This is a genomic window from Streptococcus sp. HJ1, assembly GCF_052399005.1.
In the GTDB taxonomy this organism is placed as follows: Bacteria; Bacillota; Bacilli; order Lactobacillales; family Streptococcaceae; genus Streptococcus.
Genome location: NZ_CP199005.1, coordinates 1,422,739 through 1,448,992, shown reverse-complemented (window position 1 = coordinate 1,448,992; position 26,254 = coordinate 1,422,739). Strand labels below are relative to the sequence as shown.

The following is a 26,254-nucleotide window of genomic DNA, read 5'->3' as shown; positions in this document are numbered from 1 at the left end:
AAGTTAAAAAAATGGCAGAAAAAACTTACCCAATGACCCTTGAAGAAAAGGAAAAACTAGAAAAAGAATTAGAGGAGTTGAAACTCGTTCGACGTCCTGAAGTCGTAGAGCGTATCAAGATTGCTCGTTCCTATGGAGACCTTTCAGAAAATAGTGAGTATGAAGCAGCGAAAGATGAACAAGCTTTTGTTGAAGGTCAAATTTCAAGTCTAGAAACAAAGATTCGCTATGCTGAAATTGTTAATAGCGATGCGGTTGCCCAAGATGAGGTAGCAATCGGTAAGACAGTAACAATCCAAGAAGTCGGTGAAGACGAAGAAGAGGTCTACATCATCGTCGGTTCTGCAGGTGCAGATGCTTTTGCTGGTAAAGTCTCAAATGAAAGTCCGATTGGCCGTGCTCTAATTGGCAAGAAGACTGGCGATACTGCAACGATTGAAACACCGGTTGGTAGCTATGATGTCAAAATCTTAAAGGTTGAGAAAACAGCCTAAATAGGATGAAAAAGGAGTAGTGAAGGTTTTACCTTGCTCAACTCCTTTTTGGTTTTTTGGATAAATAGGAGACTATATGAGTTCAAATAAGAAGAAAAATAAAATGGAGCGTGGATTAACCAATCGTCATGTTCAGGTGATGGCTATTGCGGGAACAATCGGAACAGGACTTTTCCTAGGCGCTGGTCGCTCTATCAGCCTTACTGGACCTTCGATCATTCTGATTTACATGATTACAGGAGCCTTTATGTTTTTGATGATGAGGGCTGTTGGGGAGATGCTGTATCAGGATCCAGAACAACATACCTTTATCAACTTTATCACCCGTCATTTGGGGAAAGGCTGGGGATATTTCTCAGTTTGGTCTTATTGGTTGTCAGTTGTCTTTATCGGTATGGCAGAAATCACTGCCATCTCAGACTATGTCCGCTTCTGGTTTCCCACATGGCCTAGCTGGATGATTCAGCTTGTCTTTTTAACGATTTTGGCTTTGGTCAATCTGATTGCAGTTAAGCTCTTTGGCGAAGTCGAGTTTTGGTTTGCTATGGTCAAGATTGTGGCGATTTTAGCCATGATTGCCACTGGGGTATTTATGGTTTTGACAGGCTTTAAGACACCGCATGGTGTTGCAAGCTTGGCAAATATCAGCGACCAGTTCTCTCTTTTTCCAAACGGAGTTATGAACTTTGTCATGGCCTTTCAAATGGTATTTTTTGCCTATCTGATGATTGAGTTTATCGGGGTAACAACTTCTGAAACAAAGAACCCTCGTCAGGTCTTGCCCAAAGCTGTTAAGGAAATTCCTCTCAGAATTATCTTCTTCTACGGGGGAGCTCTCATTGCGATTATGGCCATTATTCCTTGGTCTTATCTTAATTCTTCAGATTCTCCATTTGTAACGGTCTTTGAACTGGCGGGGATCAAGTGGGCGGCGGCTCTAATCAACTTTGTTGTCTTGACATCAGCGGCGTCTGCTCTTAACTCAACTCTCTACTCAACAGGGAGACACTTATATCAGATTGCCCATGATTCGCCAAATCGTTTCTTAAAGGCCATCAAGGTCGATACCCTTTCTCGCCACAATGTACCTCAAAATGCCATCATCGCCTCAGCGATCTTGATTGCTCTGGCTGCCTTTATCAACGTGCTACCAGGTGTTTCAGATGCCTTTGCTTTGATCACCGCATCCTCATCAGGTGTTTACATCGCGATTTATATCTTGATTATGGTGGCTCATCTCAAATACCGCAAGTCACAAGACTTCATGGCTGATGGCTACCTTATGCCTCAGTATCGCTTGCTTAATCCCCTAACCATTCTCTTTTTTGTCTTTGTTTTCGTGACTCTCTTTTTGCAAGAGTCTACCTTCATGGGGGCAGTTGGTTCTGCCATCTGGATCCTTGTTTTTGGGATTTATAGTCAGTGGAAATTTAGAAAATAAATCATGAACTCATCAACTCTGTTTGGTGAGTTTTTCTAGTTTGACAGTCCATCGAAATAAGACTATAATCAAGCTGTGGTAGTTTATTAGGAGGTTTGGATGCACGTTAGATTGGAAAATAAGGAGTCGCATAAAGCGCAGGAAATAGGGGATTTGATTCGTGCTTATAATCGTTCCAAAAGAGAAGAGGCTGAGAGCGAGCCACTGAATCTTTATCTCGAAGATGAAAAGGGCAATCTCATGGCGGGCTTAGTAGCTGAGACTTTCGGAAATTGGCTGGAAATCGAATATTTGTTTGTGAAAGAGGAGCTACGAGGACAAGGAATCGGTTCAAAACTATTGCAGCGAGCTGAAAATGAAGCCAAGAATCGAAACTGTCGTTTTTCTTTCGTGAATACTTACCAGTTTCAAGCACCAGATTTTTATAAAAGACATGGTTACAAGGAAGTCTTTACCTTGCAAGACTATCCCTACACAGGGCAAAGATACTATTACCAAAAGGATTTGTGACCTAGACTTCTTTCTTTTGGAGAGAAACTTAGCTAAGTATCAAAAAAGAACGAATACTCTTTATCATGTAAGATGGTAGAGAGTTTTTTGTTAATAGAGATCAATTCAATTTTCCTAAACAGATTAATTATATTATTTCTTTACGTCCAAAAAATTCTATGCTATACTTAGGGTGCATAGTAGAAAAATATTAGTCGGGGGCTAAATTGTTGAAGTCGAATTTAGTAGATAAAATAAAAGAAAAAGAAATTGATTACTGGGACTTTAAAAATGTAACTGCTTCAGGTATACATAAAATTAGTGCTTATCCAGCTACGATGGTTCCAGATATGCAATATGAATTAATTAAATTAATTAAAAGTGAAGATTTATCTATTACAAATATTCTTGATCCTTTTCATGGTTCTGGAACAACACTAGTGGAGGGTGAAAAGAATAACCTTTCTCCGATTGGCATAGATATTAACCCTTTAGCTAATCTTATTACAAAAGTTAAGTTGCAAGGCGTTAACAAAAAATATATAGATATAGCAAATAATAGGATTGAGAAATTTTTAAAAAGTGATAGTTTTGAATTTGACAAACACTATTTTTATAATATAGAAAAATGGTATCGAAAAGATTTTATAATAACGTTTAGTAAAATTCGTAGTGCTATTCAGAGAGAAAAATACAGATACGTAAGACAGTATTATTGGGTGTGTTTAATTAATATTTTAAAAAAATACAGTAATACAAGAAGTTCAACATTTAAATTGCATATAAAAGAGCAAAGCGCTATTGAAAAGATGGAAAACCACATCGTTGAAGATTTTATAAAGAGCATTAACGAATACTGTCAATTTTTACCTGATTATAACAGAAGTAAAAAAATTGATTTAAAAATAGGAAAATCGGAAGATATTTTATTTGGAATGAAGAGCGATTCTGTCGATTTGATTGTAACTTCTCCTCCTTATGGAGATAATTCAACTACTGTAACATATGGACAGTATTCTATGTTACCAATTTACTGGATAGACAGAAAAGATATGGAAAGTTTTGACGAGAAATTAATAGATAATTATTCAAGTATTGACTCGAATAGTTTAGGGGGGAGAATTAGAAGAATTAAACAAAACTATCAATCAGATTGTTTAAATAAGTATGTTGAAAGTATAGCCACGGATAAGAGAAAAAAAGTTATGAATTTTATAACTGACTATTTGGATGTAATGGGACAAATGGGACGAATTATAAAAAAGAACAAAAGAATTGTTTTAACTTTAGGCAATCGGCGAGTTGATAATAAAATGGTTCCATTATCTAAAGTTACTCAAGAATATTTTGAGAGTATTGGATTTGAATTAGAAGCATCTATTACAAGAAATATACCTATTAAGAGAATGCCGAGAAGGTTATCGAATGTAAAAGATAAATCAGTGGAATCAATGAGTCAAGAATATGTCCTGATATTAAGAAAAATAAAGGAGATTTAGATGTCTAATAATGTTGAACAGGTACCTATTACTGTAGCAGGTAATATACTGAGTGAATTGTCAGAAAAAATTCCCAATAATATTATAGCCTTGAATGAGTTGATAAAAAATGCCTATGATGCTAAATCACCTAAAGTGGATATTGTCTTAGATTCAAAGACAAAGCAACTAACTATTCGAGATTATGGTGAGGGGATGGATAAGGAGGGAATTGAAAAATTATTTCATATTTCTAGCAGTGATAAAAAATATGGGAAAGCTATACCGTATGACAGTGAGACTCGACGGTTAACACAGGGATCAAAAGGTCTAGGTTTTTTATCCGTTTTTAAATTTGGAAAAAGAGTATCATGGAAAACAGCTCAAAATGGTCAATTATCAGAATTTGCCGCAGATTTTGATTCTCTAGTTGCCGAATATAATATAACAGATAAACAGTTAGATATTACGGTTTCAAATTCTGATAGTTTTAGAGGTACATTAATCCAAATTGAAATTGATGATTACAATGTAGAGACTTTAAGTAAGTATTTTAGTGAAGAAAAAAATCGTAATAAGATTTTAAATTCTTTTATTGATGATAAAATACAAGATGGTAAAATTTCTGCTGACCAAAACTTTATCATAAACTTTAGTGTAGATGGGGAGTCTAAATCAACCGATTATAAAATTCAATTAAGAGAACAAAATAGCTCACAACAATTATTTAGAATACGATATTCTTCTGATAGTCAAGAGATTATTTTTAGTAAAGAAAATCAAGATATATATTCGGAAAAAATTACCTTTAATTCCAGTAAATATTCTATTGATATGGATTTAGTTGCTTATTCTTTGAAGGCGAATGGGAAGAGTAACATTAACTCGTTGTTTTATAATCCTAATACTAACGAGTTGACTCCTCTAATTTATATCAATAATAACTTATTTAACAATTATACTTTGTTTAATACAGAGTTGATGACAACTAAAAAATATAGTGAAGTATTAAAACAATTAATTGGATATATTTCAATTAAGTCTAGTGACCCTTCAATACAATTTAACTCTGATAGAACTCAATTTGCCCAAAGTGAGCTAACAGATGAAATTACACGATTTATTGAAAAATTAAATGAGGAAACTCAAAAAATTGGTAGTTCGTTAAAAAATGAATTAAGAGACTTGGATGCATTCATTCAAAAACAAATTCCCGAAGCAGAAACTTCGAATCTTGATAACCTTCAGAAGTACATCAAAGAAGATTTCAAGTTAAAGCGGTTTATTGAATTCCAAAAGGATTTAACAGCAAATCAAATAAACTGTACTTTATTTGGCAATAAAAAAATTCTCACCATTATCCCTAAGGTTAAACACGAAGATAATTTAGGGACTGTTGAATCATGGATTGGAATAGATAATCTCAGTGAGCAAATAACGGATTTTGATGATTTGTTAAAAAATTCAACGAAAATAGTATTAGATGGTAAAGAACAAAAATCTTTTAATAAGGAAATTGAAGGTCAGTGGAAAATCGTTACAGAGACAGAAAACGTTATTGAAACTCTGCATCTAATCTTAAAAGATACCAACCAGCCTAAAATTGTCCAAAAGCAAAGTATTTTGAAAAGAGGGATGGACTATAATCTTGATAATCTTTTTACTTTTACAAATAGTTTTGGTAAGGAAGATGAGGGATTAATTTTTGAAATTGATACCAAAAATAATTCTACAATTAATTTTAACAAAGGCAAAGGAATAATTAATTTTGGACGTGTGAATGAAAACACAATATCAATCAAGATATCTGACAAGAAGACTAAAAAAATTCATGAAGCTGATTTTACATTTAAAGTAGAGGAAGATAGCTTTGATATTCCAAAAAGTATGGCTGAAGCTGATTTAGTTACGATGCCAATCAGTAAAGAAGTCAACTTCAGAGTAGATATTGCTAGCTTTATAAGAGAGATTAATCAAATTTTTAAAATTGAAGATTATAGTTTTGTACCAGTCGTATCTTATAGGACATTGATAGAAATAGTTGTTAACGATATTTTAGATAATCAAAACATTGATAAGACAGAAAGCTTGTTGAAAAACTATAATAAAGTTATTGAAGTGGGTAATACTCTCATTAAAGATAGCTCATTAGATGATGCGGATAAAAGAGTACTGTCAGCGTTGCTCTCTTCAATTAATAGTAAAGAAGAACGTGAAGGTTTTGTAGCGTTTTTGAATTTATCAACTCATGGAGGGCCTAGAATAATTAATAAGGTAGAAGCGATGAAAAAAACTCAAGAAATTAAATTGTTATTGGCTTTACTATATATTTCTGGTTTAGATAAAGAAAAGTAATTTTGAATTTTAAAGATAAGCCGTAGTTTTAAATATGGTGGATTTTTATATAAAAGTTATGTCAAATGGACTACAAGAACTATGACTAAGCTCTAGCTTGAAAGTCTAGGAATCAAGACCTATCAGGTCAAGAAAAGAAGTGATGTCATCGATATTTTGAAATCCTATATTTAAAGATAACACTCTCTATTTTTTGTGATAGAGAGTTTTTTGTTAGAAAAATCTTACAAAATGACATTTATATATTGCATTAAGTTAGATATATGGTATAATGTTTTTAAAAGAAGCGCAACTTTTTAAAAATGTGAAGGAGGATGCTAGTGGCTAAAAACTTAAAATTAAAATTAGCTCGGGTGGAGCGTGATTTAACACAAGGGGATTTGGCAGAGGCTGTGGGTGTTACTAGGCAGACTATAGGCTTGATAGAAGCAGGGAAATACAATCCTAGTCTTTTCCTTTGCCAGTCTATTTGCAGATGCTTAGGCAAAACTTTGGATCAATTATTTTGGGAGGAAGAAGATGAAAAATAGATTTTTTTATTATCAATTATTAGACGAAAGAGAAGAACAACTGATTAACAAAGCTGGGACAGAGTCTTTTAATGTGTTTATCGGGCTCATTCTGCTAAGTTATTTGGTGGCTGTATTAGCACCTGCTCTTTTTAATTCTAATATTCTTCTGGTTACCCTTCTTTTAGGAATTTTCTTCTTTTTCAATCGTGCACGACAACTTGGAGTGACCTACTATAGTCGTTTTCATTTTACGATTGTAGGGTGTTTGCTGGTAACTCTCGCTATTACGACTCTCTTGATGTTGGAGAATTATCAATTCAATATCGAAATTTATCAGCACAATCCTTTGAACGTTAAATACTTGTCTGCTTGGGTCATTACTTATCTGATTTACCTTCCTTGGGTTTTTATCGGCAATCTCGGCCTTAAAAGTTATGGTGAATGGGCTCAAAAAAAGTTTGAGCAAGATATGGATGAACTGGAGAATGGAGAATAGCTTGTTAGCTTTTTATCAATCTCGGTAAAATGTGTTATAATAGTACTAATTTATCGGATGGTGTGAAAGTGGTAGAATACGTTCATACCTTTGTAAAGTAGGAAGAAGGAAAACAGATGTATCCAGATGATAGTTTGACATTGCACACGGACTTGTACCAGATTAACATGATGCAAGTTTACTTTGACCAAGGAATTCACAATAAGAAGGCGGTCTTTGAAGTTTATTTCCGCCAGCAACCGTTTAATAACGGCTATGCTGTTTTTGCTGGTTTGGAAAGAATTGTACATTATCTTGAAGACTTACGCTTTTCAGATAGCGATATTGACTACTTGGAGTCGCTTGGGTATCATGGAGAATTCTTGGATTACCTCCGCAATCTCAAGTTGGAGTTGACGGTTCGTTCTGCTCAGGAAGGGGACTTGGTTTTTGCTAATGAACCGATTGTACAGGTGGAAGGTCCTCTAGCCCAATGTCAATTGGTCGAAACGGCTCTCTTGAACATCGTTAACTTTCAAACCTTGATAGCGACTAAGGCAGCACGTATTCGTTCGGTCATTGAGGATGAACCCTTGATGGAGTTCGGGACACGTCGTGCGCAAGAAATGGATGCAGCTATCTGGGGAACACGCGCAGCCGTGATTGGTGGAGCCAACGGGACTAGCAATGTGCGAGCAGGGAAGCTCTTTGGTATTCCAGTATTGGGGACTCATGCTCATGCCTTGGTACAGGTTTATGGAAACGACTATGAAGCCTTCAAGGCCTATGCTTCAACCCATCGTGACTGTGTCTTTCTAGTAGATACTTATGATACGTTGCGTATCGGTGTGCCAGCTGCCATTCAGGTAGCGCGTGAGTTGGGTGATAAGATCAATTTTAAAGGCGTTCGTATCGACTCTGGGGATATAGCCTATATTTCCAAGAAAGTTCGCCAACAGTTAGATGAGGCTGGATACCCAGATGCCAAAATTTACGCTTCCAATGACCTAGATGAAAATACTATCCTTAACCTCAAAATGCAACACGCTAAGATTGATGTCTGGGGGGTGGGTACCAAGCTGATTACAGCCTATGATCAGCCAGCTCTTGGGGCAGTTTATAAGATTGTGGCTATTGAAGATGAAACTGGTAAGATGCGCAATACCATCAAGCTTTCAAGCAATGCTGAAAAAGTATCGACACCAGGTAAGAAGCAAGTATGGCGCATTACTAGTCGTGAAAAAGGTAAGTCAGAAGGTGACTACATCACCTATGACGGTGTGGATGTTGCCAGCATGACAGAAATTAAAATGTTCCATCCGACCTATACTTACATCAAAAAGACCGTTCGTAATTTTGATGCCGTTCCTCTCTTGGTGGATATTTTCAAAGCAGGAACATTAGTTTACGATTTACCTAGTTTGACTGAGATTCAAGCCTATGCTCGTAAGGAATTCGACAAGCTATGGGATGAATACAAGCGCGTGCTCAATCCGCAACACTATCCAGTGGACTTGGCGCGTGATATTTGGCAAGATAAGATGGACTTGATTGATAAGATGCGCAAGGAAGCCCTTGGTGAAGGAGAAGAAGAATGAGTTTGCAAGAGACCATTATCCAGCAACTGGGCGTCAAACCAGTGATTGATGCCCAGGAAGAAATTCGTCGTTCCATTGACTTCTTAAAGAGATACTTGAAAAAACACCCTTTCCTTAAAACCTTTGTACTAGGAATTTCTGGAGGACAAGACTCAACCTTGGCAGGGCGCTTGGCACAATTAGCGATGGAAGAAATGCGAGCTGAGACAGGAGATGACAGCTACCAATTTATCTCTGTCCGCCTGCCATACGGAGTGCAAGCTGATGAAGCAGATGCTCAAAAAGCTCTTGCTTTCATCCAGCCAGATGTCAGCTTAGTTGTGAATATCAAGGAATCAGCTGATGCCATGACAGCAGCAGTTGAAGCGACAGGAAGCCCCGTTTCAGACTTTAATAAGGGCAATATTAAAGCGCGTAGTCGTATGATTGCCCAATATGCCCTTGCGGGTGCCCATAGCGGAGCGGTCATTGGAACAGATCATGCTGCGGAAAATATCACAGGCTTTTTTACCAAGTTTGGTGACGGTGGCGCAGACATTCTCCCACTTTATCGCCTCAATAAACGTCAAGGGAAACAACTCTTGAAGGAACTTGGTGCAGACCCAGCTCTTTATGAAAAAATCCCAACAGCAGACCTAGAAGAAGAAAAACCAGGTATTGCAGACGAAGTAGCCTTGGGAGTCACTTACAATGAAATTGATGACTACCTCGAAGGAAAGCAAGTTAGTTCAGAAGCCCAAGCGACTATCGAAAACTGGTGGCACAAAGGCCAACACAAACGCCACCTACCAATCACCGTATTTGATGACTTTTGGGAGTGAGACAGAAATCGGTAACTCGAAGAGTTCGATTTCGTTGTCTCACCCCCGCAACGATGACTAGGTTTGAAAAAGCTTGGTAAAGCGCATTTCAAACCAGACAGCGACTGCGTCAAGTAACTAGATGAAAAACTTGTTTTCTAGCTGTTACTGAGTATAGTCTTTTTACCCCGAGTCTAGAAATGAGAAAGCGAGGAAGGCCCGGGGAACCTTTTTAGCTTGAGTCTAGAAACTGGGAAGCAAGAATAACCTCCAGTGGAGGTTTTTAGCCTCTCACCTTGAAATAAAAAAGTGAGAGTTAGTCCGGGAGACCTTTTTAGCTTGAGCCTTAAGCTTAGAAAGCGAGGTAATATTATGAAAGCAATCGGTACGCAAATATTACAGACAGACCGTTTGATTTTAAGAAGATTTGTGGAGAGTGATGCGGAAGCCATGTTTCAAAATTGGGCTTCATCTGCTGAGAATCTGACCTATGTCACCTGGGCCCCTCATCCTGATGTTGAGGTGACTCGGAACTCGATTCGAAATTGGGTTGCTTCTTATGCCAATCCCAACTATTACAAATGGGCCATTTGTCTCAAAGAGAACCCAGAGCATGTGATAGGAGATATCAGCATCATTGAAATGCACGAGGAAGATTTAAGTTGTGAAATTGGGTATGTTTTAGGAAAAAACTTTTGGGGCCGAGGTATGATGACAGAGGCCTTGAAAGCTGTGCTAGACTTCTGTTTTACTCAAGCAGGCTTTCAAAAAGTCAGAGCTCGTTACGCCAGTCTCAACCCAGCTTCAGGCCGTGTGATGGAAAAAGCGGGAATGTCTTATCTAAAAACCATTGCCAATGGTGTGGAGAGAAAAGACTACGTTGCGGACCTTATTTATTACCAGATAAGTAGGGAGGACAGGTGATTCTCTTTTCTGTTTCTACCAAAGTCAGACCTTGTCTGGCTTTTTTTGTGCCAGATTTCTAAATAAACTGATTAAATTCCTATTTTTCCCTATCATTGTCCCTGTTTTTTCTGGAGTTTTGGGGATATAATAGACCTATCAAATCAAAGAATGGAGGAAGGCAATGGACAATGTAATCTTTTTTATTAGTGTTTTTCTTGCTGGAATTCTTTCCTTCTTTTCTCCTTGTATTTTACCCTTGTTGCCAGTCTATGCGGGGGTCTTGTTGGATGATAAGAATGATGCTCAGGCTTCTAGTGGAAAATTTTCAATCTCACTTGTTAGTTTATTGCGAACTTTGGCCTTTATAGCGGGGATTTCTTTTATCTTTATCTTACTGGGTTATGGAGCTGGTTTTTTAGGCAATTTGCTTTATGCTTCCTGGTTTCAGTATGTGACAGGTGCGATTATCATTCTCTTGGGCTTACACCAGATGGAAGTCCTACATTTGCAGGGGCTTTACAAGGAAAGAAGACTACAATTAAAGAGACAGGGGCAAAAGGGTAACGGCTATAGTCAGGCATTTTTACTGGGGTTGACCTTTAGTTTTGCTTGGACGCCATGTGTGGGGCCAGTTCTGGGCTCTGTTTTGGCCTTGGCGGCTTCAGGTGGTTCAGGAGCTTTGCAGGGTGCTGGTCTCATGTTGGTTTACACGCTGGGTTTGGCGCTACCATTTTTGGTTCTAGCTCTTGCCTCTAGCTATGTTTTGAAACATTTCCGAAAACTCCATCCTTATCTCGGAACCCTCAAAAAAGTAGGTGGTTTCCTCATTATCGTGATGGGAATCTTGGTTCTTTTGGGAAATGCTTCCATTTTGACTACATTATTTGAATAGAGAGGAAAAAGAAATGAAAAAATGGCAAACATGTCTCCTTGGAGTAGGCTCAATCTGTTGCTTGGCAGCCTGTTCGGCTAAAAACATGTCAGACGAGTCTACTATGAAGGAGCAAACCAAAACAGAACAAGTTAGTTCGAAAACTGCGACTAAGGGTCAGGAAGTCGCTGATTTTGAACTGACAGGTGTAGATGGCAAGACCTATCGTTTGTCTGATTACAAGGGCAAGAAAGTCTATCTCAAATTCTGGGCTTCTTGGTGTTCCATCTGTCTAGCCAGCCTTCCAGATACGGACGAAATCGCTAAAGAAGCTGGTGATGACTATGTGGTCTTGACAGTGGTGTCTCCTGGACACAAGGGGGAGCAATCTGAAGCAGACTTTAAGAACTGGTACAAGGGCTTAGATTATAAAAATTTTCCAGTTCTAATTGATCCATCAGGTAAACTCTTGGAAAGTTATGGTGTTCGTTCTTACCCGACTCAAGCCTTTATAGACAAGGAAGGCAAGCTGATCAAAACGCAACCAGGTTTTATGGATAAGGTTATGATTTTAAAAGAATTGAAAGAAATGGGGTAGAGAAAGGATATGAATGATAAAGTAAAACTTTTTGTCTTGGCAGGGGTCATTCTCCTAGCCATAACCGGTCTTTATTTTCTATTGATGCGAAATACAGGGCAGACAGATAGCTCTCAAATTGAGAAAGCATCCGTTAGCCAAGGAGGAAAAACAGTGAAAAAAACAGAAGTGAGCAAAGACGCAGACTTGCACGAAATTTATCTAGCTGGGGGATGTTTCTGGGGAGTGGAGGAATACTTCTCACGCGTTTCCGGAGTGACAGATGCCGTTTCTGGCTATGCAAACGGTAGAGGGGAAACAACCAAGTACGAATTGATTAATCAAACAGGCCATGCAGAGACTGTCCATATCACCTATGATGCCAATCAAATTTCCCTCAAGGAAATTCTGCTTCATTACTTCCGCATCATTAATCCAACCAGCAAAAATAAACAAGGAAATGATGTGGGGACCCAGTATCGTACCGGCGTTTATTACACAGATGACAAGGATTTGGAAGTAATCAATCAAGTCTTTGATGAGGTGGCTAAGAAATACGACCAACCTTTGGCAGTTGAAAAGGAAAACTTGAAGAATTTTGTGGTGGCGGAGGATTACCACCAAGACTATCTCAAGAAAAATCCAAATGGCTACTGTCATATCAATGTCAATCAAGCTGCCTATCCCGTCATTGATGCCAGCAAATATCCTAAACCAAGCGATGAAGAATTGAAAAAGACCTTGTCACCTGAGGAGTATGCAGTTACCCAGAAAAATCAAACAGAACGAGCTTTTTCAAACCGCTACTGGGATAAATTCGAATCTGGTATCTATGTGGATGTGGCCACTGGCGAACCCCTCTTTTCATCAAAAGACAAGTTTGAGTCTGGTTGTGGCTGGCCTAGTTTCACCCAACCAATTAGTCCAGATGTTGTCACTTACAAGGAAGATAAGTCTTACAATATGACGCGCATGGAAGTGAGAAGTCGAGTTGGAGATTCTCACCTTGGCCATGTCTTTACAGATGGGCCTCAGGACAAGGGTGGCTTGCGCTACTGTATCAATAGTCTTTCTATCCGATTTATTCCCAAAGACCAAATGGAAGAAAAAGGCTATGCCTATTTACTAGATTATGTCGATTAAGAAGTCTTTCCTAAGCAGTTAGTGGAGAATTTTGCTATACTGATACTAGTAAGTGACAAAGGAGCAGAGCATGACCTACACAATCTTAATCGTAGAGGATGAATATCTAGTAAGACAAGGCTTGACCAAGTTGGTCAATGTAGCAGCCTACGATATGGAAATCATCGGTCAGGCCGAAAATGGAAGGCAGGCTTGGGACTTGATTCAAAAGCAGGTGCCAGATATCATTTTAACCGATATTAACATGCCTCAGCTGAATGGCATCCAGTTGGCTAGTCTGGTACGAGAAACCTATCCTCAGGTTCACCTAGTTTTTTTGACAGGTTACGATGATTTTGAGTATGCCTTGTCTGCTGTCAAACTCGGTGTGGATGACTACTTGCTCAAGCCCTTTTCGCGTCAGGATATTGAGGAAATGCTGGGGAAAATCAAGCAAAAACTAGACAAGGAAGAAAAAGAAGAGCAGTTACAAGATTTATTAACCGATAAGTTTGAGGGAAATATTGCTCAGAAAATCCAGTCCCATCTAGCTGACAGTCAGTTTAGTTTGAAGTCTTTGGCCAGTGACCTAGGTTTTAGTCCGACTTATCTGAGTTCCTTAATTAAGAAAGAGTTGGGCCTGCCTTTTCAGGATTACCTGGTGAGAGAGCGTGTCAAACAGGCCAAGCTCTTGCTTCTGACCACAGATTTAAAGATTTATGAGATAGCCGAAAAGGTTGGTTTTGAAGATATGAACTACTTTACCCAACGTTTTAAACAGATTGCAGGTGTGACGCCTCGTCAGTTTAAGAAGGGAGAAGGCCGATGAAGCGTTCTTCTCTCCTAGTCAGAATGGTTATTTCCATCTTTCTGGTCTTTCTCATTCTCCTAGCTGTGGTCGGGACTTTCTATTATCAATCTAGTTCATCAGCTATTGAGGCTACTATCGAGGGTAATAGCCAAACGACCATTAGCCAAACTAGCCACTTTATTCAGTCTTATATCAAAAAATTAGAAACCACCTCTACCAGTTTGACCCAGCAGGCAGATGTCCTAGCCTATGCTGAGAATCCCAGTCAAGACAAGGTAAAGGAAATCCGAGATCTGTTTTTGACCATCTTAAAGGCAGACCAGGACTTGAAAACGGTGGTACTGGTAACCAAATCTGGTCAGGTTATTTCCACTGATGACAGTGTGCAGATGAAAACTTCCTCAGATATGATGGGCGAGGATTGGTACCAAAAAGCCATTCATCAGGGGGCTAATCCGGTTTTGACACCAGCTCGTAAATCAGACAGTCAGTGGGTCATTTCTGTCACTCAGGAACTTGTTGATACAAAGGGAGCCAATCTTGGTGTGCTTCGTTTGGACATTTCCTACGAAACTCTGGAAGCCTATCTCAACCAACTTCAGTTGGGGCAGCAGGGCTTTGCCTTTATCATCAATGAAAACCATGAATTTGTTTACCATCCTAAACACACAGTTTATAGTTCGTCTAGCGAAATGGAGGCCATGAAACCCTACATCGAGACGGGGCAGGGCTATACGCTGGATCATCAATCCTACGTCAGTCAGGAACAGATTGCAGGAACAGATTGGACGGTTATAGGCGTGTCTTCGTTGGAGAAGTTAGACCAGGTTCGGAGTCAACTCATGTGGACCTTGCTTGGTGCTAGTACCTTATCTCTTCTTGCCTGTCTCTGCTTGGTGTGGTTCAGTCTCAAACGCTGGATTGCTCCTTTGAAGGACCTAAGAGAAACCATGTTGGAAATTGCTTCTGGTACACAAAATCTGCGTGCTAAAGAAGCTGGTGCCTATGAACTGAGAGAAGTGACTCGTCAGTTCAATGCCATGCTGGATCAGATTGATCAGCTGATGGCAGATGTGCGCAGGCAGGAAGAAGCGACCCGGCAATATGAACTTCAGGCCTTGTCAAGCCAGATTAACCCCCATTTCCTCTACAATACTTTGGATACTATCATCTGGATGGCTGAATTTCAGGATAGTCAGCGAGTGGTTCAGGTGACCAAGTCTTTGGCAACCTATTTCCGTTTGGCGCTCAATCAAGGAAAGGATTTGATTTCTCTTTCTGATGAAATCAATCATGTCCGCCAGTATCTCTTTATCCAGAAACAACGCTATGGGGATAAGCTGGAGTATGAGATTGATGAAGATTCTGCTTTTGGTAATTTAGTTTTGCCTAAGCTGGTGTTGCAACCCCTTGTAGAGAATGCTCTTTATCATGGCATCAAGGAGAAGGAAGGTCAGGGCCATATTAAACTTTCTGTTCAGAAAAAGGATACAGGGCTTGTCATCCGCATTGAGGATGACGGAGTTGGCTTCCAGGCTACTGCTGATAATAGTCAAAGTCAACTCAAACGTGGGGGAGTCGGTCTTCAAAATGTTGACCAACGGCTTAAACTTCATTTTGGAGAACATTACCAGATGAAAATCGATTCTGCCCCCTCAAAAGGGACGACGGTTGAAATATACATAAATAGAATAGAAACTAATTAACTCCCAGTCAATTCTGGGAGTTTTATACGTAATTGGGCAAGCTTTCTAGGCTATCTATCTTGCTAAAACGTAGAAAAAACGATATGATAGATAATGACAAAAGAGGTATCAAGTATGAAGGAAAAAGATATTCAAAGAGACACAAGTCAGATTGTAAAAGATGTATTAGAAAAGGCCAATTTGAATCAGGGAAAAATCTTTGTTTTGGGCCTTTCTTCTAGTGAAGTGATAGGTGGTCAGATTGGCAAGGAATCCAGCCAAGAAATTGGGGAAATCATCGTGAAGACCATCCTAGATATCCTAGAGGGAAAAGGCATTCATCTAGCCGTTCAAGGCTGTGAACATGTCAATCGGGCCCTCGTTGTTGAACGTCAGGTTGCAGAGCAGTTTGGTCTGGAAATGGTCAGTGTCCTTCCTACTCTCCATGCAGGAGGTTCAGGTCAGTTGGCAGCCTTCAAGTTTATGCAAGATCCAGTTGAGGTTGAATTTATCAAGGCTCATGCTGGATTGGATATCGGAGATACTGCGATTGGCATGCATGTCAAGCATGTTCAAGTTCCGATTCGCCCTCTTTTGAGAGAGATTGGTCATGCCCACGTAACGGCACTAGCTAGTCGTCCAAAATTAATTGGAGGTGCGCGTGCGCATTATCCGAAAGATTCTATTAGAAAGTCGTGAAATTATTCTGTAGTAAAAGAAGAAAAGCAAAAGACAGAGGAAACAATGGTATAGATACCATGACTTCCTCTGTTCTTTTTGTTGGATTTTTGTTGTAAAGTGCTCCAAATAAGACCAGTTTTTACAAGAAGAAGGGACGCCATCTGATGGAAAATTGCCAAAAGTAGAAAAAGTAAGGTAGAGAATTTTTTTCGTTATGTAAATCAGTCAACAAAGCTGGATTTAGCTGTTCTAGGTCGGCTTTTTTGTGCTATACTTAAGATATGCATAGAAAAACAGTGATTGATTTTAGGGCTTTGGGGGAGAGATACACTTTTACCCAGCCGATCAAAGAGTTAAAAACGAGAGATTTATCAGAAGTGGCAGATTTACTTGCGCAAGTGGAAAGCTACCAAGAGCAAGGTTATTATGTCGTGGGCTACGTCAGTTACGAGGCTGCACCTGCTTTTGAGGAAAAACTAGCAGTTCACAAGTCTCCTCTACTGGGCGAGTACTTGCTTTACTTTACCGTTCACGATAGGGTAGAAACATCGCCTATTCCTTTGACTTATGAGGAAGTAGATCTGCCTTCAAAGTGGCGAGAACAAACATCTGCAGAGGACTATGAAAAAGCTATTTCCCAGATTCACCATCATTTGCGTCAGGGGGACACCTACCAGGTAAATTACACTGTCCAACTCAAGCAAGACTTGAGTGTCAATCCTTTTGCCATTTACAATCGTATGGTGGTAGAGCAGGAGGCGGGCTACAATGCCTATGTTGAACATGATGAGATGGCAGTGATTTCCATGAGCCCAGAGCTCTTTTTTGAGCAAAATGACCGTGAGTTGACAACGCGACCAATGAAGGGAACGACTCAGCGGGGAGTGGCTGACCAAGATGATCTGGACCAGGCTAGTTGGTTGGAGCAGGATCCCAAAAATCGTTCTGAAAATATGATGATTGTGGACCTCTTGCGCAATGATATGAACCGTATTTCCGAAGTGGGTAGTGAACATGTGGAGCGTCTCTGTCAAGTGGAGCAGTATTCAACCGTTTGGCAAATGACTTCGACCATCAAGAGTCAGTTACGATCGGATGTTGACCTAGTTGAAATCTTCCGTTCGCTCTTTCCATGTGGTTCCATAACGGGAGCTCCAAAAATTGCGACCATGGAAATCATCAAGAACTTGGAGCCCCAACCCAGAGGAGTTTACTGCGGAACGATTGGTCTCTTGCTTCCAAATGGACGACGGATTTTCAATGTCGCCATTCGGACCATTCAACTGCATCAAGGGAAAGCCATCTATGGAGTTGGAGGCGGGATTACTTGGGATAGCACCTGGGAATCTGAATACCGAGAGGTTCATCAAAAGGCGGCTGTACTCTATCGTAAACAAGCACGTTTCCAATTGATTACAACTGGGAAAATCAGCCAGAAAAACTTGTTATTTGAAGAACAACATCTGGAAAGACTGACAAAGGCTAGTCGATATTTTGCCTATCCTTTTAATCCGGAAGAACTGAGACAAAAGATAGAGAAAGAGTGCCAAGTTTGTGATGCTAATCAAGACTACCGCTTGCGAATCATCCTCAGCAAATCTGGAGAGATAGAACTCAGTAGCCAAATCTTAACACCCCTTAGTCCAAGTTTCTGTCAGGCTCAACTTTGTCTGCAAGAAGCAGATTTGAATCAAGCGTTTACCTACTTTAAAACAACTAATAGACCACACTTAAGTCTAGGGGAACAGGAAATCATTTACCATAATGCAACAGGAGAACTACTTGAGACCTCTATTGGAAATCTGGTCTTAAAAATTAATGGTAAACTCTACACACCGCCTACCAGTCTAGGAATTTTACCAGGAATCTACCGCCAGCATTTGCTAGAAACAGGACAGGTAGAGGAAAAAGTCTTGACTGTGCCAGACTTGGACCAAGCGGAAACTATCTATGGCTGTAACGCAGTGAGAGGATTGTATGAGTTGGAAGTGAATTCTAAATAAACTTCATAAATTAAAAAATATAATGGATATGTTGAATTGTTGAATTAAGTTTGATAAAATAAAAAGAAAACGATGTCATTTTATAGGAGGAAATGATGAAAAAAACAATTTTGCTGAAAGTGATTCTTACTGTTCTTCCAGTTTTAGGTTTGTTTGCTCAACCGGTTAGTGCAGAAGAAAATATTCATTTTTCTAGTTGTAAAGAAGCATGGGAAAATGGCTATTCTGATATCCATAGAGGAGAGCCTGGATATTCTTCAAGACTAGACAAAGATGGTGATGGAGTTGCCTGTGAACGCTCAAAAGCTCCTCGAGGTGTTTTTAAACCACGCCAATCTAGTCCACAGAATAGAGTTTCTTCTAGTGGCTGGGTTAAGCAGGATGGATATTGGTATTATTATTCTGACAATGGTAATCCAGTAACCAATTCTTGGAAAGGAGATTACTATCTCAAATCAGATGGAACAATGGCTCAGAGTGAGTGGATATATGACTCATATTACAAAGGATGGTATTATCTCAAATCGGATGGTTCATATGCACGAAACACATGGATAGGAAGTTACTACCTTAAACCAAACGGAAAGATGGCTCAAAGTGAATGGATTTATGATTCATCATACCAAGCTTGGTATTATTTGAAATCAGATGGATCCTATGCCCAAAATGCTTGGCAAGGCGCTTTTTATCTCAAAGCAAACGGTGAAATGGCACAAGGTGAGTGGATTTATGACTCTTCTTATCAATCATGGTACTACTTAAAATCAGATGGTTCATACGCTCGTAATACTTGGCAAGGAAATTACTATTTGAAATCAGATGGTAAAATGGCAAAGAATGAGCGAGTTGATGGTGGTAGATACTACGTAGATGCTTCTGGCCTTTGGAAACCATAAATCAGAAGAATTTCTAGGAAGTTAATGCAAACCTTTGCACAAAACGGACGATTTTGTTATACTATATCTGTAAGCATTTTCAATTAAAAAGGAGAAGACGATGAGTCAAAAGATTATTGGGATTGACCTTGGTGGAACATCTATCAAGTTTGCAATTTTAACTCAAGAGGGAGAAATCCAAGAAAAATGGTCTATCAAGACTAACATTTTGGATGAGGGAAGTCATATCGTAGATGATATGATTGAGTCTATTCAACATCGTTTGGACTTGCTTGGATTGTCAGCTACGGATTTTCGAGGGATTGGAATGGGATCACCAGGTGTGGTTGACCGTGAGAAAGGGACTGTTATCGGTGCCTACAACCTAAACTGGAAAACCCTTCAACCGATTAAAGAAAAGATTGAAAAAGCCTTGGGGATTCCATTCTTTATCGATAATGATGCCAACGTAGCTGCTCTTGGTGAGCGTTGGATGGGTGCTGGTGAAAACCAACCAGACGTTGTCTTTATGACACTTGGTACAGGTGTTGGTGGCGGTATCGTGGCAGAAGGCAAATTGCTTCACGGTGTTGCTGGTGCAGCAGGAGAGCTTGGTCATATCACTGTTGACTTTGACCAACCGATCGCATGTACCTGTGGTAAAAAAGGCTGTCTTGAGACAGTTGCTTCAGCAACAGGGATTGTTAACTTGACTCGTCGCTATGCAGATGAATACGAAGGCGATGCAGCCTTGAAACGCTTGATTGACGACGGTGAAGAAGTAACTGCTAAAACTGTCTTCGACCTTGCAAAAGAAGGGGACGACCTTGCCTTGATCGTTTACCGTAACTTCTCACGTTACTTGGGAATCGCGTGTGCCAACATCGGTTCAATCCTCAACCCTTCAACGATTGTTATCGGTGGTGGGGTGTCAGCTGCGGGAGAATTCCTTCTCCAAGGCGTGCAAAAGGTTTATGATGAAAATACCTTCCCACAAGTACGCACATCTACAAAATTGGCTCTTGCAACTCTAGGAAATGACGCTGGAGTAATCGGAGCAGCATCACTTGTATTACAATAAGATAATAAAAGGAGAAAAACACTACTTTAAAGCCAGTGATTTTCCTCCTTTCTTTTTTTATGCTATACTAGTTAGGACAATAAATGAGGTGAGAGTAAATGACAAAAGCAGATACGATTTTTAAAGAGAATATTGAACGAATCCTCAAAGACGGTGTCTTTTCTGAGCAGGCTCGTCCCAAGTACAAGGATGGGACTGTTGCCAACTCCAAGTACGTAACGGGTGCCTTTGCGGAGTATGATTTGTCTAAAGGGGAATTTCCCATCACAACCTTGCGTCCCATTGCGATCAAATCCGCCATCAAGGAAGTACTCTGGATCTACCAAGATCAGTCTAATAGCCTAGAAGTGCTAAATAGCAAGTACAATGTTCACTACTGGAATGACTGGGAAGTGGGAGATACGGGAACCATCGGTGAGCGCTATGGGGCAGTCGTTAAAAAGCACGATATCATCAATAAGATTCTCAAACAATTGGAAGCCAACCCTTGGAACCGTCGCAATATCGTCTCTCTCTGGGATTACCAAGCTTTTGAGGAGACAGATGGTCTTCTTCCATGCGCCTTTCAGACCATGTTTGATGTCCGTCGCGTTGATGGGGAAATCTATTTAGATGCGACTTTGACCCAGCGTTCTAATGATATGCTGGTGGCTCACCACATTAACGCTATGCAGTATGTGGCTCTTCAGATGATGATTGCCAAGCATTTTGGATGGAAGGTTGGGAAGTTCTTCTACTTCATCAACAACCTTCATATCTATGATAATCAGTTTGAACAAGCAGAGGAATTGCTTCGTCGTGAGCCGTCAAACTGCCAACCTCGTTTGGTTTTAAATGTTCCTGATGGGACCAATTTCTTTGATATCAAAGCGGAGGACTTTGAGTTGGTTGACTATAATCCGGTTAAGCCGCAACTGAAGTTTGACCTAGCTATTTAATACTCTTAGAAAATCTCTTCAAACCACATCAGCTTCGCCTTACCGTAGGTATGGTGACTGACTTCGTCAGTTCTATCCACAACCTCAAAACAGTGTTTTGAGCTGACTTCGTCAGTCTTATCTACAACCTCAAAGCAGTGCTTTGAGTAACCTGCGGCTAGCTTCCTAGTTTGTTCTTTGGTTTTCATTGAGTATAAAAGAAAATAAAAAAGAAGTTGAGATTTCTCAACTTCTTTTGTTGCTTAATGTGATACGCGGCGGCGAGCTGCTTTTTTGCGGTTTTCTTCGATGAAAGCTGCTTTTTGCTCTTCTGGCTCAATCACTTTCTTTTTAATTGCGTATACTGCACCTGCAACGGCAGCGACAGTTCCTGCGACACCTGTTACAAGACCTTTAGCGAATCCTTTAGCCATGAGTCTTCCTCCTTTATCTTCCCGATCAGCCAGGCTCCCCAAGTGGTAGCATTTTTCTGACTGACCTTTTTGTGATATAATAATAGTAACGAAAAAATGGAAATTTTTCAAGGAAAAAAGATGAAAACAAAAATAATTGTGATTGTTGGACCGACTGCTGTTGGGAAGACAGCCCTTGCTATTGAAGTAGCCAAGCGCTTTGGTGGAGAGGTGGTCAGTGGTGACAGTCAGCAAGTATACAGAGGGTTGGATATTGGGACGGCCAAGGCTAGCCCAGAGGAGCAAGCAGCTGTTCCTCATCATTTGATTGATGTCAGAGAGGTGACCGAGTCTTACTCGGCTTTTGATTTTGTTTCAGAAGCTAAGAAGGCTATTGAGGATATTCAAAGCCGTGGCAAGCTAGTCATTATCGCTGGTGGGACTGGGCTTTATATCCAGAGCTTGTTAGAAGGCTACCATCTAGGTGGGGAAACACCTCATGAGGAGATTGTAGCTTATCGGGCTAGTTTGGAGCCTTATTCAGATGAGGAATTAGCCCATCTGGTGAAGCAAGCAGGCCTTGAAATTCCCCAGTTTAACCGTCGTCGTGCTATGCGTGCCTTGGAAATTGTCCATTTTGGTCAGGATTTGGAAAATCAGGAAAGTCCTTATGAACCTTTGATTATCTGCTTGGATGATGAACGCAGTCAGCTTTATGAACGTATCAATCGCCGAGTAGATCTGATGTTTGAGGCTGGGCTTTTGGATGAGGCCAAGTGGCTCTTTGACCGTTATCCAGATGTGCAGGCAGCTAAAGGCATTGGTTACAAGGAACTCTTTCCTTATTTCCGTGGGGAGCAAACTCTTGAGGAAGCTAGCGAGAGTCTCAAACAAGCGACTCGTCGTTTTGCTAAGCGTCAGCTGACCTGGTTCCGTAATCGCATGCAGGTCACCTTTTTTCAGATAGGAGAGCCTGGTGTGCAAGACCGTATTTTAAGCCAGATAGAGGAGTTTTTAGATGATTGAAACGGAGAAAAAAGAGGAACGCGTCCTGCTCATTGGTGTTGAACTCCAGGGCATGGATAATTTTGATCTCTCTATGGAAGAATTGGCCAGTCTAGCCAAGACAGCTGGGGCAGTCGTTGTAGATAGCTACAGGCAAAAACGGGAAAAGTATGACTCCAAGACCTTTGTCGGTTCTGGTAAGTTGGAAGAGATTGCGCGGATGGTTGATGCAGAAGAAATTACCACAGTCATTGTCAATAACCGCTTAACTCCACGGCAAAATGTCAATCTAGAAGAAGTTCTAGATGTCAAGGTGATTGACCGTATGCAGTTGATTCTGGATATCTTTGCCATGCGGGCTCGAAGCCATGAAGGGAAACTTCAAGTGCATTTGGCCCAGCTTAAGTACCTCTTACCTCGCTTGGTTGGTCAGGGAATTATGCTCAGCCGTCAGGCAGGGGGAATTGGTTCCCGTGGTCCAGGTGAGAGTCAGTTGGAACTGAACCGACGTAGTGTTCGCAATCAAATCACAGATATCGAGCGTCAGCTCAAGGTGGTTGAGAAAAATCGGGCCACAGTCAGAGAAAAACGCTTGGAGTCAAGTACCTTTAAGATTGGTTTGATTGGTTACACCAATGCTGGGAAATCAACCATCATGAACACCTTGACCACTAAGACCCAGTATGAAGCAGACGAGCTGTTTGCGACTCTGGATGCGACGACAAAGAGTATCCATTTGGGAGGTAATCTTCAGGTTACCTTGACTGATACGGTTGGATTTATCCAAGATTTGCCGACTGAATTGGTGTCCAGTTTCAAATCAACCTTGGAAGAAAGCAAGCATGTAGACCTTCTAGTTCATGTCATCGATGCCAGCAATCCTTATCACGAGGAGCATGAAAAAACAGTCCTGTCCATTATGAAAGACTTGGATATGGAGGATATTCCCCGCCTGACCCTTTATAATAAAGCGGATTTGGTGGAGGATTTCACGCCTACTCAAACGCCTTATGCCCTCATTTCTGCCAAGTCTGAGGATAGTCGTGAGCAGTTGCAAGCATTGTTTTTGGAGAAGATCAAGGATATTTTTGAAGCATTTACTTTGCGTGTACCTTTTTCTAAGTCTTACAAGATTCATGATTTAGAAAGTGTCGCTATCCTAGAAGAGCGTGATTACCAAGATGATTGCGAGGTCATCACAGGCTATATTGCTGAGAAAAACAAATGGAGATTAGAAGAATTTTATGACTGATATCAAAACTTTAGCACTCAAGTATGGTGGTTATACGAGTCTAGACAAGGTATATCTGGACCAGCTTTTAGATGGTAGGTCTGAAGAGGAGCAGTTAGCCCTAATTACGCCTCCCCCCAGTGTAGTGAATGCCTACTTTGCTGAACTCTACCAGAAAAAGAGTCCTCAGGCTGCGACTGATTATTTTTCAGAAGTCAGTCAGGAACTGAGCCTCTACAATGCTGAGCCAAGTTTCACTCTAGAAACCAAGCCCTTTATTCGCCTTAATCTATCAGGCAAATCTTTTGGTTTCTGCTATGAGAGAGAAGGACTTGGACGTATTTTCTCAGAAGCTGAGGAGCTAATTACAGATGAATTACTCTTTGAGATTGCGCAAATCTTCCCTCATCAACTGGTCTTTAAGGAGTCTGGTAAGATTTACTTGAAGCCTGTTGGGGACGAGGAAGTTGTTAGCGTGGAAAATCTCACAGCCTTGACAGATTTGGAAAGTTTGGCAGATGGTCGCAAGCGTCTCAAAGGTTATAGTCAAGAAGATTTATTACAAGAAGCTAAAGCCTATACTGGTAAGCTTTATTATCGCTTAGAAAACCGCACTGCTATGTTATATATTGATTAATTAGAAAGTATCGAATGGATATTCAATTTTTAGGAACGGGGGCTGGTCAGCCCTCCAAAGCCCGCAACGTTTCAAGTCTCGCCCTGAAACTCTTGGACGAGATTAACGAAGTTTGGCTCTTTGACTGTGGCGAAGGAACGCAAAATCGCATTCTGGAAACCACGATTCGACCACGTAAGGTCAGCAAAATCTTTATCACTCACTTGCATGGAGACCATATCTTTGGATTGCCAGGATTTCTCTCTAGCCGTGCTTTTCAGGCTAATGAAGAGCAAACAGATTTGGAAATTTATGGTCCCCAAGGGATCAAGTCCTTTGTCTTAACCAGCCTTCGTGTGTCCGGTTCTCGTCTGCCTTACCGAATTTATTTCCATGAGTTTGACCATAATTCTCTCGGGAAAATCCTTGAAACAGAAAAGTTTACCGTTTATGCAGAAGAATTGGATCACACTATTTTCTGTGTGGGCTACCGTGTCATGCAAAAAGACCTAGAAGGCACTCTGGATGCTGAAAAGCTCAAGGCTGCTGGTGTGCCATTTGGACCACTCTTTGGAAAAATCAAAAACGGTCAGGATGTTGTCCTAGAAGACGGCACCGAGATCAAGGCAGCAGACTATATCTCAGCCCCACGCCCTGGTAAGATTATTACCATTTTAGGGGATACTCGAAAAACAGATGCTAGTGTGCGTCTTGGAGTCAATGCGGATGTTCTTGTCCATGAGTCCACTTATGGCAAGGGAGACGAAAAGATTGCCCGCAATCACGGTCATTCCACCAACATGCAGGCTGCGCAGGTTGCAACAGAAGCGGGAGCCAAACGACTCTTGCTCAACCATATCAGTGCTCGTTTCCTCTCAAAAGATATCAGCCAGCTTAAGAAAGATGCTGCAACGATTTTTGAAAACGTCCATGTGGTCAAAGACTTGGAAGAAGTGGAAATCTAGAAGATTGAGAAAGGATAAGGATGCGTACGATTCTTATAACAGGAGCTAGCGGAGGTCTAGCCCAAGAAATGATCAAACTCTTGCCTCAAGATCAACTCATTTTGCTAGGTAGAAATAAGGAAAAACTAGTTCAGCTATACGGAAATCATCCTCAGGCAGAATTGATTGAGATTGATATTACCGATGCTCAAGCCTTAGAAGAACTAGTGGCTGAACTCTATCAGCGTTATGGTAAGATTGATGTTTTGATTAATAACGCTGGTTACGGGATTTTTGAGGATTTTGACAAGATTTCAGATCAAGATATTCATCAGATGTTTGAGGTTAACACCTTTGCTTTGATGAATCTGTCTCGTCGTCTTGGAGCTTTCATGAAGGAGAGGGGAAAAGGACATATCATCAATATCGTCAGCATGGCAGGGTTGATAGCGACTGGCAAGTCTAGTCTCTATTCAGCGACCAAGTTTGCGGCCATCGGTTTTTCAAATGCTTTACGGCTCGAACTCATGCCTTATGGTGTCTATGTGACGACGGTTAATCCCGGTCCTATCCGTACAGGGTTTTTCGACCAGGCTGACCCAGACGGCAGTTATCTAAAATCAGTTGACCGCTTCCTTCTCGAGCCAGATGCAGTAGCTAGAAAGATTGTCAAAACCATAGGAAAAAACAAACGGGAACTAAATCTTCCAATCTTGCTCCATTTAGCCCATAAATTTTATACACTCTTTCCCAAGCTAGCTGATAAGTTGGCTGGGGGGATCTTTAATTATAAGTAGAAGGAGTTCCTTACAAAAGGAACTTTTTTTATAATATTGATCTGAGTATCAAAAAATGTTTGTTTTTGTTCTAAATC

Annotated in this window: 26 protein-coding genes; 25 read left to right on the top strand and 1 reads right to left on the bottom strand. The window is 40.4% G+C overall.

The window, feature by feature from the left end; all coding sequences use genetic code 11:
* Positions 1–11: 11 nt before the first annotated feature.
* The 20 genes from greA (at position 12) to ACT17O_RS07295 (ending at position 21,192) form a co-directional block, all read left to right on the top strand.
* On the top strand, positions 12–494 hold the full coding sequence (gene greA / locus ACT17O_RS07390; protein ID WP_000818765.1) for a transcription elongation factor GreA: 483 nt from the start codon (positions 12–14) through the stop codon (positions 492–494).
* 76 nt (positions 495–570) lie between these two features.
* The gene (locus ACT17O_RS07385) at positions 571–1,935 is read left to right on the top strand and encodes an amino acid permease (RefSeq protein WP_000097710.1); all 1,365 of its coding nucleotides are present in this window, start codon (positions 571–573) and stop codon (positions 1,933–1,935) included.
* A 99-nt stretch (positions 1,936–2,034) separates the two neighbouring features.
* Complete coding sequence (locus tag ACT17O_RS07380; RefSeq protein WP_000558472.1) at positions 2,035–2,445, top strand: GNAT family N-acetyltransferase; 411 nt, start codon at positions 2,035–2,037, stop codon at positions 2,443–2,445.
* 206 nt (positions 2,446–2,651) lie between these two features.
* On the top strand, positions 2,652–3,923 hold the full coding sequence (locus ACT17O_RS07375) for a DNA methyltransferase (RefSeq protein WP_000920286.1): 1,272 nt from the start codon (positions 2,652–2,654) through the stop codon (positions 3,921–3,923).
* Positions 3,924–6,257, top strand: a complete 2,334-nt coding sequence (locus ACT17O_RS07370; RefSeq protein WP_444817350.1) for an ATP-binding protein — start codon at positions 3,924–3,926, stop codon at positions 6,255–6,257. It begins immediately after the preceding gene.
* 320 nt (positions 6,258–6,577) lie between these two features.
* Complete coding sequence (locus tag ACT17O_RS07365; protein WP_013670190.1) at positions 6,578–6,787, top strand: helix-turn-helix transcriptional regulator; 210 nt, start codon at positions 6,578–6,580, stop codon at positions 6,785–6,787.
* A complete protein-coding gene (locus ACT17O_RS07360) occupies positions 6,777–7,265 on the top strand; it encodes a DUF6773 family protein (protein WP_061416407.1) in 489 nt (162 codons plus the stop codon). The genes ACT17O_RS07365 and ACT17O_RS07360 overlap by 11 nt, the downstream gene beginning before the upstream one ends.
* A 116-nt stretch (positions 7,266–7,381) precedes the next feature.
* Positions 7,382–8,842, top strand: coding sequence for a nicotinate phosphoribosyltransferase (locus ACT17O_RS07355; protein WP_444817349.1), 1,461 nt, complete (start codon positions 7,382–7,384; stop codon positions 8,840–8,842).
* Positions 8,839–9,663, top strand: a complete 825-nt coding sequence (gene nadE, locus ACT17O_RS07350; protein ID WP_444817348.1) for an ammonia-dependent NAD(+) synthetase — start codon at positions 8,839–8,841, stop codon at positions 9,661–9,663. The genes ACT17O_RS07355 and nadE overlap by 4 nt, the downstream gene beginning before the upstream one ends.
* A 351-nt stretch (positions 9,664–10,014) precedes the next feature.
* The gene (locus ACT17O_RS07345) at positions 10,015–10,566 is read left to right on the top strand and encodes a GNAT family N-acetyltransferase (protein ID WP_444817347.1); all 552 of its coding nucleotides are present in this window, start codon (positions 10,015–10,017) and stop codon (positions 10,564–10,566) included.
* A 163-nt stretch (positions 10,567–10,729) separates the two neighbouring features.
* Positions 10,730–11,440, top strand: a complete 711-nt coding sequence (ccdA2, locus tag ACT17O_RS07340; RefSeq protein ID WP_000370907.1) for a thiol-disulfide oxidoreductase-associated membrane protein CcdA2 — start codon at positions 10,730–10,732, stop codon at positions 11,438–11,440.
* Between the two features lie 13 nt (positions 11,441–11,453).
* On the top strand, positions 11,454–12,017 hold the full coding sequence (locus ACT17O_RS07335; protein WP_444817346.1) for a redoxin family protein: 564 nt from the start codon (positions 11,454–11,456) through the stop codon (positions 12,015–12,017).
* Positions 12,018–12,026: 9 nt separating this feature from the next.
* On the top strand, positions 12,027–13,139 hold the full coding sequence (gene msrB, locus ACT17O_RS07330) for a peptide-methionine (R)-S-oxide reductase MsrB (protein ID WP_444817345.1): 1,113 nt from the start codon (positions 12,027–12,029) through the stop codon (positions 13,137–13,139).
* 70 nt (positions 13,140–13,209) lie between these two features.
* Entirely contained in the window at positions 13,210–13,947 is a 738-nt protein-coding gene (locus ACT17O_RS07325; RefSeq protein WP_444817344.1) for a response regulator transcription factor, read from the top strand.
* Positions 13,944–15,635, top strand: coding sequence for a cache domain-containing sensor histidine kinase (locus ACT17O_RS07320; RefSeq protein WP_444817343.1), 1,692 nt, complete (start codon positions 13,944–13,946; stop codon positions 15,633–15,635). Before ACT17O_RS07325 ends, ACT17O_RS07320 begins: the two co-directional genes overlap by 4 nt.
* 114 nt (positions 15,636–15,749) lie before the next feature.
* A complete protein-coding gene (locus ACT17O_RS07315) occupies positions 15,750–16,313 on the top strand; it encodes a TIGR01440 family protein (RefSeq protein WP_444817342.1) in 564 nt (187 codons plus the stop codon).
* A 263-nt stretch (positions 16,314–16,576) separates the two neighbouring features.
* Complete coding sequence (gene pabB / locus ACT17O_RS07310) at positions 16,577–18,298, top strand: aminodeoxychorismate synthase component I (RefSeq protein ID WP_444817341.1); 1,722 nt, start codon at positions 16,577–16,579, stop codon at positions 18,296–18,298.
* Between the two features lie 95 nt (positions 18,299–18,393).
* On the top strand, positions 18,394–19,194 hold the full coding sequence (locus ACT17O_RS07305) for an excalibur calcium-binding domain-containing protein (RefSeq protein WP_080702651.1): 801 nt from the start codon (positions 18,394–18,396) through the stop codon (positions 19,192–19,194).
* Between the two features lie 100 nt (positions 19,195–19,294).
* On the top strand, positions 19,295–20,254 hold the full coding sequence (locus ACT17O_RS07300) for an ROK family glucokinase (protein ID WP_000078551.1): 960 nt from the start codon (positions 19,295–19,297) through the stop codon (positions 20,252–20,254).
* Positions 20,255–20,352: 98 nt separating this feature from the next.
* On the top strand, positions 20,353–21,192 hold the full coding sequence (locus tag ACT17O_RS07295; RefSeq protein WP_444817340.1) for a thymidylate synthase: 840 nt from the start codon (positions 20,353–20,355) through the stop codon (positions 21,190–21,192).
* A gap of 242 nt (positions 21,193–21,434) precedes the next feature.
* On the opposite strand, the gene ACT17O_RS07290 is transcribed toward ACT17O_RS07295, so the two are convergent.
* The gene (locus ACT17O_RS07290; RefSeq protein WP_001051782.1) at positions 21,435–21,605 is read right to left on the bottom strand and encodes a DUF3042 family protein; all 171 of its coding nucleotides are present in this window, start codon (positions 21,603–21,605) and stop codon (positions 21,435–21,437) included.
* Between the two features lie 120 nt (positions 21,606–21,725).
* Here ACT17O_RS07290 and miaA point away from each other — a divergent pair, with 120 nt between their 5' ends.
* The 5 genes from miaA to ACT17O_RS07265 are packed head-to-tail and all read left to right on the top strand — an operon-like array spanning position 21,726 to position 26,177.
* Positions 21,726–22,610: a tRNA (adenosine(37)-N6)-dimethylallyltransferase MiaA gene (gene miaA, locus ACT17O_RS07285; RefSeq protein ID WP_444817339.1), complete on the top strand. Its 885-nt coding sequence runs from the start codon at positions 21,726–21,728 to the stop codon at positions 22,608–22,610.
* Positions 22,603–23,841: a GTPase HflX gene (gene hflX / locus ACT17O_RS07280; RefSeq protein ID WP_444817338.1), complete on the top strand. Its 1,239-nt coding sequence runs from the start codon at positions 22,603–22,605 to the stop codon at positions 23,839–23,841. The genes miaA and hflX overlap by 8 nt, the downstream gene beginning before the upstream one ends.
* The gene (locus ACT17O_RS07275) at positions 23,834–24,457 is read left to right on the top strand and encodes a hypothetical protein (protein WP_000129723.1); all 624 of its coding nucleotides are present in this window, start codon (positions 23,834–23,836) and stop codon (positions 24,455–24,457) included. The genes hflX and ACT17O_RS07275 overlap by 8 nt, the downstream gene beginning before the upstream one ends.
* A gap of 14 nt (positions 24,458–24,471) precedes the next feature.
* Positions 24,472–25,401, top strand: a complete 930-nt coding sequence (gene rnz, locus ACT17O_RS07270) for a ribonuclease Z (protein WP_000354348.1) — start codon at positions 24,472–24,474, stop codon at positions 25,399–25,401.
* A gap of 20 nt (positions 25,402–25,421) precedes the next feature.
* Positions 25,422–26,177 carry an SDR family NAD(P)-dependent oxidoreductase gene (locus ACT17O_RS07265; protein WP_444817337.1) on the top strand — a complete coding sequence of 252 codons (756 nt, stop codon included), beginning with the start codon at positions 25,422–25,424 and terminating at the stop codon, positions 26,175–26,177.
* Positions 26,178–26,254: the final 77 nt, after the last annotated feature.

Excerpts from the sequence above, each read along its gene's own strand:
- greA (WP_000818765.1), top strand. The coding sequence starts at position 12 with ATGGCAGAAAAAACTTACCCAATGACCCTTGAAGAAAAGGAAAAACTA.
- ACT17O_RS07385 (WP_000097710.1), top strand. The coding sequence starts at position 571 with ATGAGTTCAAATAAGAAGAAAAATAAAATGGAGCGTGGATTAACCAAT.
- ACT17O_RS07380 (WP_000558472.1), top strand. The coding sequence starts at position 2,035 with ATGCACGTTAGATTGGAAAATAAGGAGTCGCATAAAGCGCAGGAAATA.
- ACT17O_RS07370 (WP_444817350.1), top strand. The coding sequence starts at position 3,924 with ATGTCTAATAATGTTGAACAGGTACCTATTACTGTAGCAGGTAATATA.
- ACT17O_RS07360 (WP_061416407.1), top strand. The coding sequence starts at position 6,777 with ATGAAAAATAGATTTTTTTATTATCAATTATTAGACGAAAGAGAAGAA.
- ACT17O_RS07355 (WP_444817349.1), top strand. The coding sequence starts at position 7,382 with ATGTATCCAGATGATAGTTTGACATTGCACACGGACTTGTACCAGATT.
- nadE (WP_444817348.1), top strand. The coding sequence starts at position 8,839 with ATGAGTTTGCAAGAGACCATTATCCAGCAACTGGGCGTCAAACCAGTG.
- ACT17O_RS07345 (WP_444817347.1), top strand. The coding sequence starts at position 10,015 with ATGAAAGCAATCGGTACGCAAATATTACAGACAGACCGTTTGATTTTA.
- ccdA2 (WP_000370907.1), top strand. The coding sequence starts at position 10,730 with ATGGACAATGTAATCTTTTTTATTAGTGTTTTTCTTGCTGGAATTCTT.
- ACT17O_RS07335 (WP_444817346.1), top strand. The coding sequence starts at position 11,454 with ATGAAAAAATGGCAAACATGTCTCCTTGGAGTAGGCTCAATCTGTTGC.
- msrB (WP_444817345.1), top strand. The coding sequence starts at position 12,027 with ATGAATGATAAAGTAAAACTTTTTGTCTTGGCAGGGGTCATTCTCCTA.
- ACT17O_RS07325 (WP_444817344.1), top strand. The coding sequence starts at position 13,210 with ATGACCTACACAATCTTAATCGTAGAGGATGAATATCTAGTAAGACAA.
- ACT17O_RS07320 (WP_444817343.1), top strand. The coding sequence starts at position 13,944 with ATGAAGCGTTCTTCTCTCCTAGTCAGAATGGTTATTTCCATCTTTCTG.
- ACT17O_RS07315 (WP_444817342.1), top strand. The coding sequence starts at position 15,750 with ATGAAGGAAAAAGATATTCAAAGAGACACAAGTCAGATTGTAAAAGAT.
- pabB (WP_444817341.1), top strand. The coding sequence starts at position 16,577 with ATGCATAGAAAAACAGTGATTGATTTTAGGGCTTTGGGGGAGAGATAC.
- ACT17O_RS07305 (WP_080702651.1), top strand. The coding sequence starts at position 18,394 with ATGAAAAAAACAATTTTGCTGAAAGTGATTCTTACTGTTCTTCCAGTT.
- ACT17O_RS07300 (WP_000078551.1), top strand. The coding sequence starts at position 19,295 with ATGAGTCAAAAGATTATTGGGATTGACCTTGGTGGAACATCTATCAAG.
- ACT17O_RS07295 (WP_444817340.1), top strand. The coding sequence starts at position 20,353 with ATGACAAAAGCAGATACGATTTTTAAAGAGAATATTGAACGAATCCTC.
- ACT17O_RS07290 (WP_001051782.1), bottom strand. The coding sequence starts at position 21,605 with ATGGCTAAAGGATTCGCTAAAGGTCTTGTAACAGGTGTCGCAGGAACT.
- miaA (WP_444817339.1), top strand. The coding sequence starts at position 21,726 with ATGAAAACAAAAATAATTGTGATTGTTGGACCGACTGCTGTTGGGAAG.
- hflX (WP_444817338.1), top strand. The coding sequence starts at position 22,603 with ATGATTGAAACGGAGAAAAAAGAGGAACGCGTCCTGCTCATTGGTGTT.
- ACT17O_RS07275 (WP_000129723.1), top strand. The coding sequence starts at position 23,834 with ATGACTGATATCAAAACTTTAGCACTCAAGTATGGTGGTTATACGAGT.
- rnz (WP_000354348.1), top strand. The coding sequence starts at position 24,472 with ATGGATATTCAATTTTTAGGAACGGGGGCTGGTCAGCCCTCCAAAGCC.
- ACT17O_RS07265 (WP_444817337.1), top strand. The coding sequence starts at position 25,422 with ATGCGTACGATTCTTATAACAGGAGCTAGCGGAGGTCTAGCCCAAGAA.